Origin of the sequence: Streptomyces sp. S4.7, assembly GCF_010384365.1 — a bacterium.
Taxonomy (GTDB): domain Bacteria; phylum Actinomycetota; class Actinomycetes; order Streptomycetales; family Streptomycetaceae; genus Streptomyces.
In genome coordinates this window covers 7,730,224-7,748,632 of sequence record NZ_CP048397.1, presented here as the reverse complement: position 1 = coordinate 7,748,632, position 18,409 = coordinate 7,730,224, and the positions used below count along the sequence as shown (strand labels likewise).

Below are 18,409 nucleotides of genomic sequence, written 5' to 3'. Positions count from 1 at the left end.
GGTGAACGGGAGAATGGGAGCGCTCCCAGTCGGTTGTGGAAGACTCTGCGGAGTACGTCGCACCGTGTCAAGAGTTGAAGACGTTTCCGTTGCCCGGAGATGTCCGGCGCCGACCGGCGCGCAGCGGTACGTCGCGGGTCAAGTGCCCTGCGCAGGCGGGAACAGGGCCGCCCTCCGGGGCAGAGTTGAGGAGAAGCGATGAGCAGCCGTAAACACCGAGGTCAGCGGCCAACTCTTGAAGCCGTCGCGGAGCTCGCGGGGGTGGGACGCGGGACGGTCTCGCGGGTCGTCAACGGGGCGCCGGGCGTCAGCGCGAAGGCCCGCGCCGCGGTCGAGACGGCCATCACGAAGCTGAACTACATACCCAATCCGGCGGCGCGGAGTCTCGTCACGAGCCGGACGGACTGCGTCGCGCTGGTGATTCCCGAGTCCGAGAGCCGGCTGGCGGCGGAGCCGTACTTCTCGGCCGTGATCCGTGGGGTGAGTACGGAACTGGCCGACACCGAGATGCAGTTGCTGCTCATCCTGGTGCGTGACCGGCGCGAACTCGACCGGCTGACGCGCTTCGCGGCGGCGCGCCGGGTGGACGGCGTCCTGCTGGTGTCGATCCACGACGACGACCCGCTGCCGGGCCTGCTCGAAGAGATGCGCATGCCGACCGTCCTGGCGGGCCGCCGCTCGCCCGACGAGTCCCTGAGCCATGTCCACTCCGACAACGTCGGCGGCGCGGCGGCCGCCGTGCGGCACCTGATCGACGCCGGACGCACGAGGATCGCCACGATCACCGGCCCGCTCGACATGGACGTCGGCAACAGCAGGCTCCGGGGCTGGCGCGAGGCCCTGGCCGAACGGGGCACGGCGCCGGACGAACGGCTCGTCGCGGTCTCGGACTTCACCGAGGAGGGCGGGCGTACGGCGATGAGCGACCTCCTCGACCGCGCCCCCGGGATCGACGCCGTGTTCGCCGCCTCGGACGTCATGGCCGCGGGCGCGCTGACCGAACTGCGCGAGCGGGGGCGCCGGGTGCCCGACGACGTGGCGGTGATCGGCTTCGACGACTCGGTCATCGCGCGGCACACGACACCGGCGCTGACCAGTGTGCGCCAGCCCATCGAGGCGATCGGCCGCTCGATCACGAGGCTGCTGCTCAAGGAGATCGCCGAGCCCTCGACGGTCCACCGACAGCTGCTGCTGCCGACGACGCTGGTGGTGCGGGACTCGGCGTGAGGGCGGCCCGTACCCGGACGCCCGGCTTGTCGCCCGGCCCCGCGCCGGGTACGGCGGCGGTCGGCCGACCGGGTTACGCGGGGCCCCCGCCGAGATCTCCTCGGCCACCGTCCCCCGCGGTGTCCGGGACCAGCACGACCTTTCCGGTGACCGTGCCGGACTCGGCCAGGGCCATCGCCTCCGCGGCCCGCGACAGCGGCAGCCGCGCCGCCACCCGCGGGGTGATCTCCCCGTCGGCGAGCAGGGTCAGCACCTCGGTGAGGTCGGTCCGGAGCCGGGCCCGGAAGGCGTCGGCGCGCCGCTTGCCCGCCCAGATGTTGTAGAAGTGGGCGTGCCGGCCGTTGGGCAGCGCGTTCCAGAGCTGGAGCCGGCCGATGACCTTCAGGACGGGCCACTTGGACGACCCCGCCACGTCGCGGGTGGAGGCCGTACCGTACGAGACGAGTGTGCCGCCGGGGGCGAGGAGCCCGAACGAGGTGACGATCCCCTCGCCGCCGATGTGGTCGAAGACCGCGTCGACCCCGTCCGGGGTGATCTTCCGGACCTCCGCGCCGAGGTCGTGGGTGCGGTAGTCGATGGGGACGGCGCCCAGTTCCCGGACGGCTTCCTGGTGGCGGAGCGAGGCCGTGCCGATGACGCGGGCGCCCGCGCGGTGGGCGAGCTGGACGAGGGTGGATCCGACGCCGCCGTTCGCCCCCAGTACGAGTACGGTCCCGCCCGACCGCACACGGGCGACGCGGTGCAGCATCTGTGTCGCGGTGATGCCGTTGACCACCAGGGTCTCGGCCTCCGCCGGGTCGACGCCCGCCGGCACCTCGACCAGATCGACCGCCGGTACGAGCAGATGGCTGGCCCAGCCGCCGGTCTTGGTCAAGACGGCGAACCGGCGTCCGACGAGCGCCACGTCCCCGCCGGGCCCGACCGACGCGACGGTGCCCACGACGTCGTAGCCGGGAGTGAACGGGAAGGGCGGCTGGTCGAAGTACTTCCCGCGCCGCATCTGCTGTTCGGCGAAGGAGACGCCGGAGGCTTCCATCACCAGGAGCACCTGACCGGGCCCCGGCTCGGGTACCGGCCTCCGCCGGACCTGAAGTCCCGCCGGTTCCACGACGCCGGGGAGGACGACCTCGGTCATCACTGCCCGGTCGCTCGCCTGCCGCAGTTCGTTCATGACACCCAACCCCTTTGATCATCACGCTTTAGTTAGAACCTATAACTGAAGTGTCAGACCATTGCGCCGCGCTGTCAAGCGGGGGCCGGGGAGAACCGGCGGAACCGGTCGGGGTGAGACACGCGTCCGTAGGGGAATCCGCATGATCGACCACACCGTCAAAGGACGACACGCATGCCCCGGACAGCCATCCGCCACCTCTATCTGGCGCGGCACGGTGAGGCTTCGGCCGACGAGAGCGACCTGACCGAGCGGGGCCGCCGGCAGGCCGTACTGCTCGGCGAGCGGCTACGGGGCGGCCCGCTCTCGGCGATCCGTCACGGACCGCTGCCGAGGGCGGAGCGGACGGCCCGGCTGATCCGGGAGCAACTGGGCGACATCCCCTGCGAGTTGAGGGCATCGGAGCCCGCCGGGGACTACATCCCGTACGTGCCGCGGGAGCGGGAACTACCGGCGGACTCCGCCGGGGCCATGCTGGGGCGCCTGGCCGAGTTCCCCGCCGAGGAGCGACTGCGCGGGCCGGAGCTGGCACGGCAGGCCCTGGCGCGGTTCACGGGGCCGGTGGAGGGTGACGAGCCGCGCCATGAGCTGGTCGTCACCCATAACTTCCTCATCGGCTGGCTGGTCCGCGACGCCCTGGACGCCCCGCCCTGGCGGTGGATGGGACTCAACCACTGCAACGCGGCGCTGACCGTCATCAACTACGCGCCGGACCGGCCGTCGTCCGTACTGCTCTACAACGACATGGGTCATCTGCCCGCCGAACTCCGCTGGACGGGCTTCCCGGCCGAATCGCGCGTCTGATCCGTTTGCGTGGCCGTGATCCGGTCGAGCACGGCGGCGTAGGCCGACCGCTTGTCGGGCCGCGCGTGGTCGGCCGCGTGCCGGAGCGCGGGGACGGCTCGGCCGCCCAGGTGCGCGAGACCGTCGACCGCCGCTGCGCGAACGGCCGGGTGGGGATGGCCGAGCAGGGCGACGACCGCCGGGACGGCGGGTTCCCAGGCCGCGTGGGTGAGGGTGCGGACGGCCGAACGCACCACGTCCGGCTGCGCGTCGCCCAAAAGGGTCGACGTGTGGCGCAGGTAGGTCTCCCGGTCGAAGAGCGACCGGGAGGTCCGGTGGGCGTGGAGCCGGACGCGGGGCCGGGGATGGTGCAGCAACTCACCGATGAGCGCGCGTAGTTCGGGGTCGTCGGGAGCCTCGCGGGAGGTGGGGGCCTGTGGGGGCGGTGTGTGAGGGCCGGGGTGTTCCTCGGCGAGACGGTTGAGCGCCCGGCGGATCTGGTCGGGGCTGCCGGTACGGGCCAGCCGCAGCGACTCCTGCCGGGACGGCCCGTCGGGGGCTCGCGGCGGCGCCGTCGACCGCGCCCGTTCGTGGGCGTCGTCCCGCTCGGCGCCGGGGTCGCGCAGCGGCCCGTCGACCAGACGGAGGCTCTCCGCGAGGGCCTCCCGGCCCTCGGCGCGCAGCCTGCGGCGGATCTCGGTGAGCGCGGGCGTGCGGAGCAGAGTACGGCCGGCGAGCAGGTCGAGGAATCCCCAGGCGCCCGCTTCCATACGATCGCCGAGGATGACGGCGAGCGTACCCGCCGGTACGGCGTCCAGGACGGGACGGACGGCTTGTGGAGCCTGCTGCCACCGCTCCAGGAGCCGGGGCACGAGCGGCTGGAGCACGGACGGGTCGAGCCGTACGGCCAGGCGGGCCAGCCGCTCGTACCTGATCTCGGCACCACCCGTGTCCGCCAGTGCGGCGAGCAGACCGGGCGGTTCGACGTCGGCCGGGATGTGGACACCGAGGTCGACACGGCCGTGGAGATACGCGCGCAGTACCGCCGAACGGACGTCGGGATCGGGCCACTTGAGCAGCGCGGTGGCGGCGGTACGGCGCCGGTCCGGGTCAGGGGCGTCGAGCATGTCCAGCAGGCGCGCGCGCAGGGCCGCCGAACGCGGCTGGTCCAGATCGCCGGCGCGTACCGTCCGGCTCGGTGCCGCCGCGCTCGCGGCATCGTCGGCGGCGGCCTCGCCGAGCGTCCAGGGCGGCGCGTCCAAGGGCTGGAGTGCCGTCATCCAGTCGAGGAGCACGGACCGGGTCACGGGGTCGGCGGCGCAGTACGTGTCGGCCAACGCGGCCAGTGCGTGCCGGGAGTTGGGCCTGCTCGCCCCCTGCCGGGACTCCTCGGCCCGGCGGAACTTCGCCGCTTCGGACGGTCCCCGCACGGCGGCGGCCAGTTGGACGCGCCAGGCCCGCGTATCGGATGGGAGAGAGACGTCCGTGATCCCGAACGCCTCGCGGAGCACGGCGACTTCGGCCGGTGCGACTCGTTCCGCCCGTGCGGCGGTCGACCACCCGGTAGCCGCCGCTTCGAGCGCCTGGTCCAGGTCGGCACGGGTGAGGACGGCGCCACAGCGGCGCAGCAGGGTCAGCGTCGGTGCGGGTGCGGTGCCGGGCAGCGCGCGTACGGCGTCGGCCACGGCCCGCTTCTCCACCGTGGGCAGTGTGGGGGCCAGCTCTTCGAGCACGGTCACGAGGTCCTGTCCGTCGTCTTCCCAAGTCGCCGCCTCCGCCAGGCACATGCGCAGGAGCGGGGTGAACCGGGCGTACGTCCGCCGCTCGGCCTCCGAGAGCGGGGGCGGGCACAGCCTGAGCGCTGTGCGCACCAACCGTGTCCGTGTGTCGGACAACGAATCCGGCGCCGGGTCCCCCGTCGGGGTCTGCGCCGGATCCCGCGTCCGGTCGGCGAGGGTGAGCCAGTCCGCGAGCGTCGGCCGCAGGCTGTGCGGCCGGTGGCGCGGGGGGAGTTCCCCGCGCCGGGCGATCCGGAGCGCGATCGCGGGACGCCAGCCGCCCGACTCCAGCGCGGCGAGGCCGAGCCCGTCCCGCAGCGCCGACACGGTCCGCCGTCCCCCGATGGCCTCCAGGGTGCGCAGGACGGTCGCGGGCTCGGCCGCCAGGCGGGCCAGTACGGCCTCTTCGGCGGCCGTGTGCCGCAGCGCGCGCAACGCTTCGAGGAACGGCCGTGGGGCCGAAGTCGCCTTGAGCGTACAGGTGATGACGTCGCCGACCGGAAGTTCGCCCGGTTCGCCCGCGTCGCCCGTGCCCTGTCCCGCCAGCGCGACCAACAGGGCCAGTCTGCGCGGCCAGCTCGGGTCGTCGGCGGTGGCATCGGTCAGCAGCCGGAACATCTCCTGTCGGCAGGTGAACAGGATCGTCGCGATCTCGCACGGGGCGATGGCGTGGTCCGCCAGTGCGAGCGCGACGACGGCGGGGACGTCAGGGGCGGTCACGAAGTGGCCGCGCCGGTGGAGTCCGCGCAGGCAGGTCACGGCCGGCTCGCCGAACAGCAGCGGGTCGCGGGCGGCCAAGGCTGTCAGCTCGCGGATGTCGTCGCGTGTCGCGAGCGCGCCGAGCAGTTCCAGCGCACGGCGTCGCAGCCGGGGCGGCAGGTCCGGGTCCCCGACGATCTGTCGCCGATCGTCGCTGTGGCCGTGCCGGGCGAGTGCGGTGAGCGCGGCTTCGGCCACCTCGGGCCGTACGGTCGCTTCGGCGGCGGTCAGGAGCCCGGAGACGCGGTGCGGCGGCAGGGGTTCCAACGTCGCCCAGGACTCGGAGAGTTCGGTCAGCGCGGCGACGACGGTCGCGGACCCGAGGGCGTGTTCGGCGCCGAGGTCGAGCAGCCGCACCAGGTGGGCACGGACGAGCGCGACCGCGAAGATTCCGGCGTGCAGCCCTTCCCGCGCCAGCCTCAGAGACTGTCCTGCCAAGACCTGGTCGCCGCTCTCCAGCAGCTCCGCCACGAGTTGGCGTGGCCGGCAGGCGGCTGCGATGTCTGTGTCCCGTACGGCCTGGTAGAGCGCTTCGCTCGCGGGCTCCCGGCGTAGATGCGTCGGATCGTTGGCGATCTCCGCGCGCAGCCAGGCGATCCGTACGCGTACGGGGAGTCCGGCCGTGCGCCGTGACGGGACGCGGTCGGCCAGGGCGTAGGGCTTCGGAGCATGGGGTCCGAGGCGTGCGTACAGCTCGGCCAGGACGAGCGTGTCCTGTGTCGACCATGCGGCGTGGCCCGCCGCCGACATCGCCATGGGCAGCAGAGCGGCGGCCAGTTGCTCGCACGCGTCGGCGCGGCCGCCGACGACGGCGACCCGCTCACCGAGCGACACCAGCCCCAACGACCGTACCCGCGGGTCCTCGTGGCGCAGAAGCCGTTCGAGGACGCCCGGCGGGCAGCCCGCCGGATCCACCAGCCCGGCCAGCCGGCCGACGTCGGCCCGCCGGAACGCGTTCTCGAATGCCTCGTCCCCCGGCGTCATGACGGTCGATACTAGGGTCTGTCGTTTGGATCAGGCCGGATCAGGGAGCGGGGTCCGGTGCGTGCGACCGCAGGGCGGAGGAGGGAGGCATGGCGGAGCCGTGCCGACCGACGACAACGCGGCGGGCGTGCGTGCCGGGGACCGCGAGCCCGGCAGGATCCGAACGACAGACCCTGGGTGCGGCTCCGACGGCCCCACCAACGGGTTTCGAGGGCGTGGCGATCAGGAGGGCGGCAGGGCATGCGAGTGGCCATGACGAGCGTCGCGGCGCGCACCGGCCGCACGAACGAGGACTTCACCGGCGCGGTACCCACGGCAGCGGTGCTGATCGACGGCGCGGGCATCCCCGGCACCGAATCGATCTGCCGACACGGCGTGGCCTGGTACGCCGAGCAGCTCGGCGGCGGCCTCCTCGGTCTCCTGTCAGGGATCCCGGACCGCGGACTTCCGGCGCTGCTCGCCGAGGCGATCGAGCGGGTGACGGACGGACACCGGGACACCTGCGACGTCGCCGCCACCATCAGCCCGTCGGCGATGGTGGCCGTCCTGCGTGTGTCGGACGGCCTCGCCGAGTACCTGGTGCTCGGCGACACCGTCCTCGTCCTCGACCGGGCGGACGGCGCCCCGCTCGTCGTGTCGGACCCCCGGGAGGTGGTCATCAGCCGGCCGTACCGGTCCGCGCTCGAGGCGCTCCCCGAGGGCAGCGACGAGTACCTTCGTGTCCTCCAGGACCTCCGCTCGCACCGGAACCGGCCGGGCGGCTTCTGGGTGGCCAAGGACGACCCCCGGGCGGCGGACGAGGCGATCACCGGAAGCTGTCCGGTCTCCGAGGTGACCCGCGCCGCCCTGCTCAGCAATGGGGCGAGCCGCCTCACGGACACCTTCGGGCTCGCCGACTGGCCGGAGTTCATGACGGTGCTGGCGTCGGGCGGACCGGCCGAGATCATCGACCGGGTCCGCCGGGCGGAGGCGCGCCACGCGGTCGCTCCGGACGACGCGACGATCGCGTACTGCACCGGCCTCGGAGAGGCCTGAGTCGGTGGTGGCCACGGGGCAAGTCCTCATCCGTGGACGGGAGCCGGCTCTCCGTGCGACCGCGCGAGGCCCGGTACGACCGCCGCACGGGCGGCTGCACGGCGCCCGGACGCGCGCCGCCGCGTGGCGAGCCGCGACCGATCGGCTACGCCTCGGCCGCCAGGGCCCTGACCGTGTCCGCGAGGGCGTTTCAGGACTGCCGGACGTCGAGGGTCGGGCCGTGCGGGGCGCGGAGCAGGGTGAGGAATTCGGCGATGTCGTTGAGGGCCCGGCGGAGGCGGTAGAGCGCCAGGGCCGACGGGTCCGGCTTCCGGCCGGTCGACTCCTCGTACCGTAGGAGGTCGTCCGGGCCGGCCACGACCAGCCAGAGGTCCCGTTCGGGGACCGCGAGGCCCACGGTGTCCCAGTCGAGCAGTAGTCGCCGCTCCCCCGCACGGAGCAGATTGCCGGGGCGCGGTTCGCCGTGGGTGACGACGAGTGGGGCGCTCGCGGCCTGCAACTCCCCGGCCCGGCGGTCGAATTCGTCGAGACGGTGGCGCAGGGCGGCGGCGTGGTCGGCGAGCAGGTGTCTGGCCGGTTCGGCGTACGGGCCGAAACCGTGCCAGGGGTTGCCCAACTCCCCCAGTGCTGGCTCAAGTTGGGGGCGGGTGGCGAATTCGGGCGGAAGTGCGCGGGCCGAGGCCGGCGGGACCGTGCGGTGCAGACCGGCGAGCAGGTCCACGACCAGGGCGCGGTCGTGCGGGGTGAGGGTCTCGCCGAAGTGACCCGCCGTGCCGGACATGAGCGGGAACACACTGACCGCGTGCCCGGGTCCCAGCCCGCGAACGCTCTCGCCGTCGGCGGTGCGGACCGGCGCGACGACGAAGTCCAGGCGGCCGTCCGGCTCCGCCTCGCGCAGAGCCACGGCGGTGTCCATGGCGTCCCGCAGACCGCGGAAGGCGGCCCCGGTCCCCTCCCCGTACCAGCTCTTGTGGTCCAGGTCGGCCACCTTCACGAACCACCGGCAATCACGCGTGTCGGTGGCGGTCCAGTGATAGTCACCGAAGCCCACGGGCGCGTACTCCAGGGTGACGGGGTCGATCCCCCATGCCCGCAGGGCATCGCGCACATCGAAGTCCTGGATACCGGAGGGTCGCTCTTCCATACCGGTGAAGGTAGTCGGGCGCCGAAGTACCCGCACATCGTCAATCGGGTGGAGCACGAGGGCCGGGGCTGGTAGTTTGCCGATCATGAGCAGCCCCGAGTCCGACAGACTCAGGCCACCGGTCACCGGTGGCTGATCCGTTGTCGAGTTGACGCCGTACGACCTCGCCGGTCGTGGGTGAGCGCTCGGTAAGCGCTGTTGCCGCCGGTCCGCCGTCGCGTGGGCCGCTTCCGACACACTTCGTGTCTCCTGATCCGTTCGAGCCGTCCTGCTGTCCGCCCGTGAACTCGCCGGGCTGCGCCGGCAGCTGACGGCCCCCGACGGATCTCCGCCGTGTCGCCGCCGCGCCGTGACGAACCGTCACGGCGCGCGGGTTCGGCCCACCTCCCCCTCGCGCCACCGCGCTGTCCCGTCAACTCCCGCTGTTCTCAATGGGGTTCCTTCATGCCATTCGCTGTGTACGTGCTCGGGCTCGCCGTCTTCGCCCAGGGCACCTCCGAATTCATGCTGTCCGGGCTCGTCTCGGGCATCGCCGCCGACCTTCATGTGTCCATTCCCGACGCCGGGCTCCTGACCTCGGCCTTCGCCGTGGGGATGGTGATCGGCGCGCCACTGATGGCGCTCTTCAGCCGTAAGTGGCCCCGCCGTCGCGCACTGTTGATCTTCCTGACCGCGTTCGTGGCCGCCCACGTCGTGGGCGCCCTCACTCCCAGCTACGAGGTGCTGCTCGCGACCAGGATCGTCGGGGCGCTGGCGAACGCCGGATTCTGGGCGGTAGCGCTGGTCGCCGCGATCGCGATGGTCGAACCGGCCGCGCGGGCGCGCGCCACGTCCGTCGTGGTCGGCGGCGTCACCGTGGCCTGTGTGGTGGGCGTGCCCGCCGGGGCGCTGCTGGGCGAGCATCTGGGGTGGCGGGCCGCGTTCTGGGCGGTGGCGGTCGTGTCGCTGCCGGCCCTGGTGGCGATCGTGACGTCGGTCCCGGACGAGCGCCCCACCGCTTCGGGCGGCGACGCCCCCGAAGCGGCCGAGGCTTCCGAGACGGCCGAAACCCCTTCGGTACGCGAGGAGTTGCGCTCGCTCACCGGCCGGCACGTACTGCTCACCCTGCTGACGATGGCACTCGTCCAGGGCGCGACGTTCTGCGCCTTCTCCTACCTTGAGCCGCTGGCCACCCGTGTCACCGGACTCGGTGCCGGATGGGTGCCCGCCCTGCTGGCCCTGTTCGGGGTGGGGTCGCTGGTCGGAGTCACCCTTTCGGGCCGCATCGCCGACGCGCGGCGGAGCACGCTCGTCGTGGCGGGCATGGCGTCGCTGGCGCTCGGCTGGATCGCGCTGGCGCTGAGCGCGGTGAGCCCGGTGGCCACGATCGCGCTGGTCTTCGTCCAGGGGATGCTCGCGTTCGGCACGGGGTCGGCGATGATCTCCCAGGTGTTCCAACTCGCCTCAGGAGCACCGACCTTGGCCGGTTCGTTCGCGACCGCGGCCTTCAACATCGGCGCCGCGGCGGGCCCGTGGCTCGGCGGGCTCACCATCGACGCGGGCTTCGGATTCCGGTCACCGGTGTGGGTGAGCGTGGCTCTGATGGCGCTCGCCCTGACGACGGCCGCCGTCACCCGCCTCGCTTGCCCGCTGCCACTCACGAAAGCTACTGTCGTGATGAAAAGCTAGACCCTCTAAGCAACGAAAGGCCGCACCCGTGCCGGTCGGCAAGGACAGTCCTCGGCAGCGCTACCGCCAGCACGTACGCACGGAGATCAAGCAGGCCGCGCTCCGGCAGATCGGCGACGGCGGGCCGGCGTCGCTCAGCCTCAACGCGATCGCCCGGGAGCTCGGCGTCACCGGACCGGCGCTCTACAAGTACTTCGGCAGCCGGGACGCCCTGCTCACCGAGCTGATCCTGGAGGGCTACGAGAGCGTCGCCAGCGCCGTACGGGCCGAGGCCGCCCGAACGGCCGAGAGGCCGGCGCGGGAGCGGCTGCACGCGCTGGCCGGCGCGTACCGGCAGTGGGCCGTGGACGCCCCGCATCTCCACCAGCTGCTGGCGGGCTCGCCGTCGCCCGGGTACGAGGCACCGGCCGAGACGATCGACAGCGCACGGGCGGTCCTCGGCCCGTTCCTGGGCGTACTGGCGCAGGGCTCCGCCCGGCCGGCGGCCGACGCCCTGGAGGCCGAGCTGCGGGCCTGGGCGAAGAGCACACCGGCGGTCGCCGACTGGGTACGGGAGAACGCCCCGGACGCGGATCCCGGCCGGGTCCTCGCGGGCTCGGTCGTCGTCTGGTCGCGGATGCACGGAGTGGTCAGCCTGGAGATCCAGGGGCAGTTCGGGGGCATGGGCCACCGCGGGAGCACCCTGCTCGCGTCGGAGATCGACGCCCTCGCCGACACGATGGGCCTGCCACCGGGCCCGCAGGACTGATCGGCGCGTGAGTGCGGGGAGCGGGCGGGCTCGGGGGCGGAGCCTGGCTCGGGGCGAGGGCCGGGCTCGGGGGCGGAGCCGGATCTCGCCCCCGAGGCGGACCGCGACATAGCCCCCGCGCCCGCTGCCGCCCCGGACGCATCGCTCGACGCACGCGCACACGCCCCGAGCCAGCGTCAACGTCGGGTTGACACTCCAATCCCGTCAACCTAAGGTTGACACATGACGCACCCCATCCGGCTCGACGATCTGATCGAAGCCATCAAGAAGGTTCACACCGACGCTCTCGACCAGCTTTCCGACGCGGTCATCGCCGCGGACCATCTCGGCGACGTGGCCGACCATCTGATCGGTCACTTCGTCGACCAGGCACGACGCTCCGGCGCCTCCTGGACCGACATCGGGCGCAGCATGGGGGTCACCCGGCAGGCCGCGCAGAAGCGGTTCGTCGCGAAGACCCCCGGCGAGGGGACGGACCTCGACGCCAGTCAGGGGTTCAGCCGCTTCACCGACCGGGCCAGGAAGGTGGTGGTGGCCGCCCAGGAGGAGTCCCGCGCCGCGGGCAACGACCAGACCCGGCCGGAGCACCTCACGCTCGGGCTCCTGAGCGAGCCGAAGGGGATCGGCGCGCGTGCGATCTCCGCGCAGGGCGTGACCCCGGAGGCCGTACGTGAAGCGGTCGAGGCGATCCTGCCGCCGGCCGTCCCGAGCGTGCCCGAACTGATTCCGTACGACGCGGGCGGGAAGAAGGCCCTGGAACTCACCTTCCGCCAGGCCCTGCGCATGGGACACAACTACATCGGGACCGAGCACATCCTGCTCGCCCTGCTGGAGCTGGAGGACGGCAAGGGGGTGCTGAGCGGACTCGGTGTCGACAAGTCGGCCGCGGAAGCGTTCACTTCCGAGGCCATAGCCGCCTTCATCACGGCGCAGGAGGACGAGTAGTCCGCGACGAGCAGTCCGTAGAAAACGGCTCACGGCCGGCCGGTCCCGGCGCGCACACGGAGGGGTGCGCCGCGACCGGCCGTGCCGTACGTACGTGGGTCCCTGGGCGTACTGGTCAGGGGCGGCCCTCCGCCGGAACCTCCTCGCCCGCCGGGACCGGCCCCGGCGGCGTGCCGTCCCCGAAGGGCCGGCCGCCCAGCTCCTCGCGGTGGTGGGGTGTCAGCCAGCCGGAGAGATCGGGCCCGAGGGGGACGATGCGGGTGGGATTCACGCCGGTGTGCACCATGTAGTAGTGCCGCTTGATGTGGTCGAAGTCGACCGTGTCGCCGAAGCCGGGCGTCTGGTAGAGGTCCTTGACGTACGCGTGGAGGACGGGGTCCTCGGCCACCTTGTGGCGGTTGCACTTGAAGTGTCCGTGGTAGACGGCGTCGAAGCGCACCAGCGTGGTGAACAGCCGGATGTCGGCCTCTGTGATGGTGTCCCCCACCAGATAGCGCCGGTCGGCCAGCCGCTCGGACACCAGCGCGAGCCGGCGGAACACATCGCGGTACGCGCGCTCGTACTCGCCCTGCTCCGACGCGAAACCGGCCCGGTACACACCGTTGTTGACGTCCCGGTAGATACCCTCCATCACCTCGTCGATCTCGTCGCGCAGCGGCTCCGGATAGAGGTCCGGCGCACCGGACCGGTGCAGCGCCGTCCACTCGGTGGCGAGGTCGAGCGTGAGCTGCTGAAAATCGTTGGTGACGAGTCTGCCGCTCGGCACGTCCACGATCGCCGGCACACTGACGCCACCGGGGTAGTCCGTCTCGCGTGCGTCGTACGCCTCGCTGAGATGGCGGATGCCGAGGACGGGGTCGCGACCGCCGGGATCGAGGGTGAAGCACCAACTGCGGTCGTCCTGGATCGGGTCGGTGACGGCGAGGGAGAGCGCGTCCTCCAGACCGAGCAGCCGGCGCGAGACGAGCGCGCGGCTCGCCCACGGGCACGCCCGGCTCACGACAAGCCGGTAGCGGCCCGCCTCGACCGGCCAGCCGTCCCGGCCGTCGGCGGTGATGCGGTCCGCGAAATGACTCCTGGATCGTTTGAAAGCCTTCCTGCCGTACGCCGCGTTCCCTTCTGTCCCCGCTCCGTCCGTTCCCTTGCCGTCGGTCTTGCCTGTCTTTGTGGCGCCGGTCGCGTCGCTCATGGCCATCCTTCCCCGGTCGGGCCCCCGCCGAGAGCCCGGGGCCGGACCTCGATCATCGACGGACCGCTCCGCCGGGCTCTGTTCCACGCTGTCCAGCATGCGCGGAAACACACGTACGGATGCGCGAAGTGGCCGCAATTTCATCAGATGCAACACTGCGGTTGGGGTGCATATCAACAGCCGCCTTCCCCCTATGTCCTGGTCAGCACCCTGTGCGGGTTCGGTGTGGATGGCTCGCCGGGCCGCTTGAGATGCGGCGAATGCGAGCCGGCATGCCTTCTGAGCTGGGAACTTGTCAGGTGATTACATCTGATGAAAGATTCCTTCGTCTGATGTAGGCGGCGGAGGGTAGTCATTCGTGGGTGGGAACAGGCTCGCGCCGGGGGCTGTTGGGCTGCACCTGGTAGGTGACCTGCCGCTGCTGCGGCCGGACGAGCAGGTGTTCACGGCGATGCTGGACGGCTGGCGCAACCAGCAGCTCGCGCGGAACCTGGCGTTCTCCACGATCGAGGGCCGGGAGAAGGTGGTACGCGCCTTCGTCCGGCACGCGGACACGTTCCCCTGGGCCTGGTCGCCGCAGATGGTCGACGAGTGGCTGGGCGACCTGCGGTCGGTACGGCACCTGCGCCGTTCCACACTCCGCAACTACCAGGGATCGGTCCGGTCCTTCTGCTCCTTCATCACCGATCCCGCCTACGGATGGGCGGTGACCTGCGAGGAGCGTTTCGGCGCCCACCCGGTGCAGGTGGTGCACGAGTGGAACACCGCGGTGCACGTGGAGGAAGCCGAGGCAGACCCCAGTAAACGGGCCTTCACCCGGCAGGAGTTGCAGGCGTTCTTCGACCACGCCGACGACCAGGTCGGCAGGGTCCGCGGCCGGGGCCGCAAGGGCTGGCTGCCCGCATTCCGCGACGCGATGCTGTTCAAGACCGCGTACGCCTTCGGCCTGCGCCGCAACGAGACGCGGATGCTGGACTCGGTCGACTTCGGACGCAACCCCGAAGGTCCTGAGTTCGGCGAGTACGGCGTCCTCTACGTCCGCCACGGGAAGGCGAAGAAGGGCTCGCCGCCCAAACGCCGCAGTGTGCTGACCGTCTTCGACTGGTCGGCGGAGATCCTCCAGCAGTGGAACGAGGAGGTACGTCCGCTGTTTCCCACCGCCGGCTCCGGGGCTCTGTGGCCGTCGGAGCGATCGGCCCGGGTCGGCTTCTCCCAGATGAACACCCGGTTCACCACCTACCGGGACGCCCTCGGCCTGGACGACGGACTCGACTTCCACTCCTTCCGCAGGTCCTACGTCACCCACCTGATCGAGAAGGGCATGGACGCCCGGTTCGTCCAGGAACAGGTCGGGCACGAACACGCATCCACGACCGCGATCTACACATGCGTGTCCTCCGACTTCCGCACCCGCACCCTGCGCAGAGCGTTGGACGCGACGATGCAGGCCGCTCTGCGGCCGGCGAGGAGGGCTTGATGAAACGCCAGGTCAGCTACCAGTGGCGACTGCGCGAGGTGATGGCCACCCGCGGCATCTTCGCCGCCTCCGACCTCTCCCCGCTGCTCGCCGAACGCGGCATCGAGCTGTCCTCGGTCCAGGTCTGGCGCCTGGTCACCCAGACTCCCGAACGGCTCTCCCTGCCGGTCCTGGCCGCGCTCTGCGACATCCTCGACGTCACCCCCACCGACCTGATCGCCACCCGGGCCGAGAACGTCGCCCCGCGCCGCACCGCCGCCTCCGGCGGCGCCGACGTCGTGGACCTGGCCAACACCATCCGGCCCAAGCGCGCCCGGATCACCCCCGACTCGTGAGCCCGGCCTACGACAGCCGCGAGAAATACGAGCGGTGGCACATACGCACCTGCGCACGCTGCGGCCGCCGCGCAGCCAAGTCCGCGAACTGGTCAGACGGACCTATCTGCCGCACCTGCTATGAACGGGCCACGCGGGACCGAGGCCGCTGCCCCGGCTGCAAAACCGAGCGGCTGCTTCCCGGCCGCAACGTGGCGGGAACCGCGATCTGCCGGGATTGCGCAGGCATCAGCCGCGACTTCTTCTGCGACCGCTGCGGCTTCGAGGGCCTACTCCTGGGCGGACGGCTCTGCGAACGCTGCACCCTCTCCGACCAGCTCACCGCCCTCCTGGACGACGGCACCGGCTGCATCCACCCACAGTTGATCCCGCTGCACCAGCTTCTGGTGAGCCTGGACCGTCCGAAGAGTCGGCTTATCTGGCTCCGCAACCGGCAAGTCCCGGCACTCCTGCGAGACCTCGCCACCGGAACAGTGCCACTCACACACGACGCCATCCAGGCCCTGCCGAACTGGCGGACCGCCGCCTACCTGCGCGACCTGCTCATGGACAGCGGCGTCCTGCCTCACCTCGACCGGCGACTCCTTCTGTTCGAGCGGTGGCTCGCCCAGCGAATCGCCACCACCGCCGACACCGAACACGCCCGCATACTCCAGCACTTCGCCACCTGGCACCAGCTTCGCAAGCTCCGAGCCAAGGCGGCCAAGGGCCCGTTGGGCACGAGTACGACGCAGGAATGCCGCCAGCAGATCACCCAGGCTGGTGCCTTCCTGGTCTGGCTCGCCGCCCGGCACGTCGCGCTGAGCGCCTGCACCCAGACCGATCTCGATGCCTGGCACGCGGAGAAGTACGCCACCCGGCGACCTGCCCAGGCGTTCTTGCGATGGTGCATGGAGACCCGCCGGATGCCGCGGCTGATCATCCCGAACCACCCGACCACCAACCCCCACCCGATGGGCCAACACCAGCGCGTCACCGCCCTGCAACGGGTCCTCGCCGACGACAGCACCGCGCTGAGAGTCCGGGTCGCGGCCTGTCTGGTCCTGCTGTTCGCCCAACCCGTCAGCCGCATCGTTCGCATGACCACCGACGACGTTCTCCGCGACGGCCAGTGCGTCACACTCCGCCTTGGCGACCCGCCCACTCCAGCCCCTGAGCCGGTGGCCGACCTCCTGCTCGACTACCTCCAAGCGCTGCCCGCCAGCACCCCCGCCATCAACCAGAACTCGCCCTGGCTGTTCCCCGGTCGCCGAGCGAGCCAGCCCATGAACCCCGCCACCCTGCGCGACGCACTACGAAAACTCGGCATCCCTGTCGAGAAAGGCCGCACCTCGGCCATTCGCCAGCTCGTCCTCCAGGCCCCGGCGCCCGTCATCGCCCAGGCACTGGGCTACCACGACAAGAGCACCACCCGCATCGCCAACGACGCCGGAGCCCCCTGGAAGAACTACGCACCCGGCGACCACAACCGGCGATCTCCACGGCTCCGGTGAGGCACCGGCCGACCGTGAGATTACGCCTGCAGGCGCTTGATCCAAGGGTGAGGTCCGTACGTCTTGGAGATCGCATCGACGAGCCAGCTTCGCTGCTGATCCGTGAGCACGGGCAGCGCAGCGTCGAAGTCCTCTTCGTCCTTGGGCCGAGGTGTCTTGGCTTTGTAGTAGAGCTGCACGTCCAGGGCGAGAAAGGGAACACCGTCAGCCGAGGTCATCCCCAGCATGCTGATCGGCCTACGCACCCGGGGGTCACGCCGTGACACCCATTCCTGGCCGCAGGACTCGTCGATCATGATCTGGATACGCCAGGGATCGTCGGGCCCGGGCCGGCACCAGATGTCGTGAACTTCCAGCGACAAGACCTCGTCCAACGCCCACGGACGCAGGCTTCCCGGTGGATCGGCGGCCCACCATTGCCAGCCCGACAGAGCCTGCTGGGCCACGAGCTGATCACGCCGCAGCAACAGGACATCGATGTCCCCATGGCTCCGGATTCGGCGGCCCACCGCGAGCTCGATCGCGAAGCCCCCAGCCACCCACCAGCAGGACTCCAAGCCGGAGAACCTCGCGACAACCTCGCTCAGAGAGGCGGGATCCCACCTGCCAAACGGAGCCCGGAGACGTGTCATGCCGCTCATTCTCCCGTGGCTGCCCTTGAGCCGACGCACACCACTGTTGATCACGAGCAGTAACAGACACGAGAGCCGAAAGGCCGTCAGGTTCAGGAACACCGACTACTCGATAAACGACTCTTACCAGTCGGGCACAGGGGGGACGGCGATGCGGCGATGCGGCCGGTCTATAGTTCTTGATCGCTTCCTCCTCACGCACCATGGAGAGGTCTTCCGCCCCATGAACGCAGTCAGTGACACCGCCCGTGACGACAGCCGCGCGTTTCTCGACCGCACCGCCGATCGCCTCGCCGCGCTGCCGGCCGTCAAGGCCGTGACGCTCGGCGGCTCACGTGCCCAGGGCACCGAACGGCCTGACAGTGACTGGGACTTGGCCGTCTACTACGAGGCCGGGGGCGCGGAGGTCTTCGACCCGGCCGATCTGCGGGCCGTGGGCTGGGACGGTGAGGTCTCCGAGATCGGCGGCTGGGGTGGCGGAGTCTTCAACGGGGGCGCGTGGCTGACGGTCGAGGGCCGCAGTGTCGACGTGCACTACCGGGATCTCGCCGTGGTCGGGCACGAACTGGCCGAGGCGGAAGCGGGCCGCTTCCATCTGGAGCCGCTGATGTTCCACCTCGCGGGCATTCCCAGCTATCTGGTCGTCGCCGAACTCGGCATCAACCGGGTACTGCGGGGTGAGCTCCCCCGACCCGAGTACCCGGCGGCGCTGCGCGAGACGGCGCCGGAGCGCTGGCTCGGCGACGCGCGCATGACGCTCGGCTACACGAAGGCCAATCATGTCCCGTACGGGCGGCTCACCGAGGTCGTCGGCAATCTCGCCATCGCGGCGACGCAGACGGCGCACGCCGTGCTGGCGGCGCGCGGCGAGTGGGTGACGAACGAGAAGACGCTGCTGCGGCGGGCCGGACTGCGGGACGTCGACATGATCACGTCGGAGCTGAGCACCGACCCCGGGGAGCTTGCGGGGTCGGTCGCCGAGGCCGAGGCGCTGTTCGCCTCGGTGTCCGCGTACTGAGGGGCCCCAGCGACCCGGGCAAC

At 71.4% G+C, this 18,409-nt stretch carries 15 protein-coding genes; 10 read left to right on the top strand and 5 right to left on the bottom strand.

From position 1 onward, the window contains the following. The first annotated feature begins 198 nt into the window (after positions 1 to 198). On the top strand, positions 199 to 1,227 hold the full coding sequence (locus SSPS47_RS33770; protein ID WP_164254202.1) for a LacI family DNA-binding transcriptional regulator: 1,029 nt from the start codon (positions 199 to 201) through the stop codon (positions 1,225 to 1,227). Positions 1,228 to 1,300: 73 nt separating this feature from the next. Here the strand turns inward: SSPS47_RS33770 and SSPS47_RS33765 are convergent, their stop codons facing one another. Beyond that, positions 1,301 to 2,398: a medium chain dehydrogenase/reductase family protein gene (locus SSPS47_RS33765; protein WP_203557997.1), complete on the bottom strand. Its 1,098-nt coding sequence runs from the start codon at positions 2,396 to 2,398 to the stop codon at positions 1,301 to 1,303. 174 nt (positions 2,399 to 2,572) lie between these two features. Here SSPS47_RS33765 and SSPS47_RS33760 point away from each other — a divergent pair, with 174 nt between their 5' ends. Then, positions 2,573 to 3,202, top strand: a complete 630-nt coding sequence (locus SSPS47_RS33760; protein ID WP_164254201.1) for a histidine phosphatase family protein — start codon at positions 2,573 to 2,575, stop codon at positions 3,200 to 3,202. Here SSPS47_RS33760 and SSPS47_RS33755 read toward each other — a convergent pair. After that, on the bottom strand, positions 3,148 to 6,702 hold the full coding sequence (locus SSPS47_RS33755; RefSeq protein ID WP_164254200.1) for a HEAT repeat domain-containing protein: 3,555 nt from the start codon (positions 6,700 to 6,702) through the stop codon (positions 3,148 to 3,150). The genes SSPS47_RS33760 and SSPS47_RS33755 overlap by 55 nt on opposite strands. A 240-nt stretch (positions 6,703 to 6,942) precedes the next feature. Between SSPS47_RS33755 and SSPS47_RS33750 the strand changes: the two genes are divergently transcribed. Further along, on the top strand, positions 6,943 to 7,737 hold the full coding sequence (locus tag SSPS47_RS33750) for an integrase (protein ID WP_203557996.1): 795 nt from the start codon (positions 6,943 to 6,945) through the stop codon (positions 7,735 to 7,737). Between the two features lie 190 nt (positions 7,738 to 7,927). On the opposite strand, the gene SSPS47_RS33745 is transcribed toward SSPS47_RS33750, so the two are convergent. Continuing rightward, positions 7,928 to 8,881 (bottom strand): phosphotransferase, encoded by a 954-nt coding sequence (locus SSPS47_RS33745; RefSeq protein ID WP_164254199.1) that lies wholly within the window; start codon positions 8,879 to 8,881, stop codon positions 7,928 to 7,930. A gap of 444 nt (positions 8,882 to 9,325) precedes the next feature. Here SSPS47_RS33745 and SSPS47_RS33740 point away from each other — a divergent pair, with 444 nt between their 5' ends. The 3 genes from SSPS47_RS33740 to SSPS47_RS33730 all read left to right on the top strand — a co-directional run bounded on the left by SSPS47_RS33740 (position 9,326) and on the right by SSPS47_RS33730 (position 12,242). Beyond that, positions 9,326 to 10,549: a Cmx/CmrA family chloramphenicol efflux MFS transporter gene (locus SSPS47_RS33740; RefSeq protein WP_164254198.1), complete on the top strand. Its 1,224-nt coding sequence runs from the start codon at positions 9,326 to 9,328 to the stop codon at positions 10,547 to 10,549. A gap of 28 nt (positions 10,550 to 10,577) precedes the next feature. Then, on the top strand, positions 10,578 to 11,297 hold the full coding sequence (locus SSPS47_RS33735; RefSeq protein WP_164254197.1) for a TetR/AcrR family transcriptional regulator: 720 nt from the start codon (positions 10,578 to 10,580) through the stop codon (positions 11,295 to 11,297). 222 nt (positions 11,298 to 11,519) lie between these two features. Then, entirely contained in the window at positions 11,520 to 12,242 is a 723-nt protein-coding gene (locus tag SSPS47_RS33730) for a Clp protease N-terminal domain-containing protein (protein WP_164254196.1), read from the top strand. A gap of 115 nt (positions 12,243 to 12,357) precedes the next feature. On the opposite strand, the gene SSPS47_RS33725 is transcribed toward SSPS47_RS33730, so the two are convergent. After that, positions 12,358 to 13,431 carry a glutathione S-transferase C-terminal domain-containing protein gene (locus tag SSPS47_RS33725; RefSeq protein WP_164254195.1) on the bottom strand — a complete coding sequence of 358 codons (1,074 nt, stop codon included), beginning with the start codon at positions 13,429 to 13,431 and terminating at the stop codon, positions 12,358 to 12,360. A 358-nt stretch (positions 13,432 to 13,789) separates the two neighbouring features. Here SSPS47_RS33725 and SSPS47_RS33720 point away from each other — a divergent pair, with 358 nt between their 5' ends. The 3 genes from SSPS47_RS33720 to SSPS47_RS33710 all read left to right on the top strand — a co-directional run bounded on the left by SSPS47_RS33720 (position 13,790) and on the right by SSPS47_RS33710 (position 16,736). Further along, positions 13,790 to 14,908 (top strand): site-specific integrase, encoded by a 1,119-nt coding sequence (locus SSPS47_RS33720; RefSeq protein WP_203557829.1) that lies wholly within the window; start codon positions 13,790 to 13,792, stop codon positions 14,906 to 14,908. Beyond that, positions 14,908 to 15,243: a helix-turn-helix transcriptional regulator gene (locus tag SSPS47_RS33715; RefSeq protein ID WP_164251158.1), complete on the top strand. Its 336-nt coding sequence runs from the start codon at positions 14,908 to 14,910 to the stop codon at positions 15,241 to 15,243. The genes SSPS47_RS33720 and SSPS47_RS33715 overlap by 1 nt, the downstream gene beginning before the upstream one ends. Before the next feature lie 191 nt (positions 15,244 to 15,434). Continuing rightward, positions 15,435 to 16,736, top strand: a complete 1,302-nt coding sequence (locus SSPS47_RS33710; RefSeq protein ID WP_239064878.1) for a site-specific integrase — start codon at positions 15,435 to 15,437, stop codon at positions 16,734 to 16,736. 20 nt (positions 16,737 to 16,756) lie between these two features. Here SSPS47_RS33710 and SSPS47_RS33705 read toward each other — a convergent pair whose 3' ends face one another. Then, a complete protein-coding gene (locus tag SSPS47_RS33705) occupies positions 16,757 to 17,368 on the bottom strand; it encodes an amino acid transporter (protein ID WP_164254546.1) in 612 nt (203 codons plus the stop codon). 223 nt (positions 17,369 to 17,591) lie between these two features. Here SSPS47_RS33705 and SSPS47_RS33700 point away from each other — a divergent pair, with 223 nt between their 5' ends. Continuing rightward, positions 17,592 to 18,386 (top strand): nucleotidyltransferase domain-containing protein, encoded by a 795-nt coding sequence (locus tag SSPS47_RS33700; RefSeq protein WP_203557995.1) that lies wholly within the window; start codon positions 17,592 to 17,594, stop codon positions 18,384 to 18,386. The last annotated feature ends 23 nt before the right edge of the window (positions 18,387 to 18,409 follow it).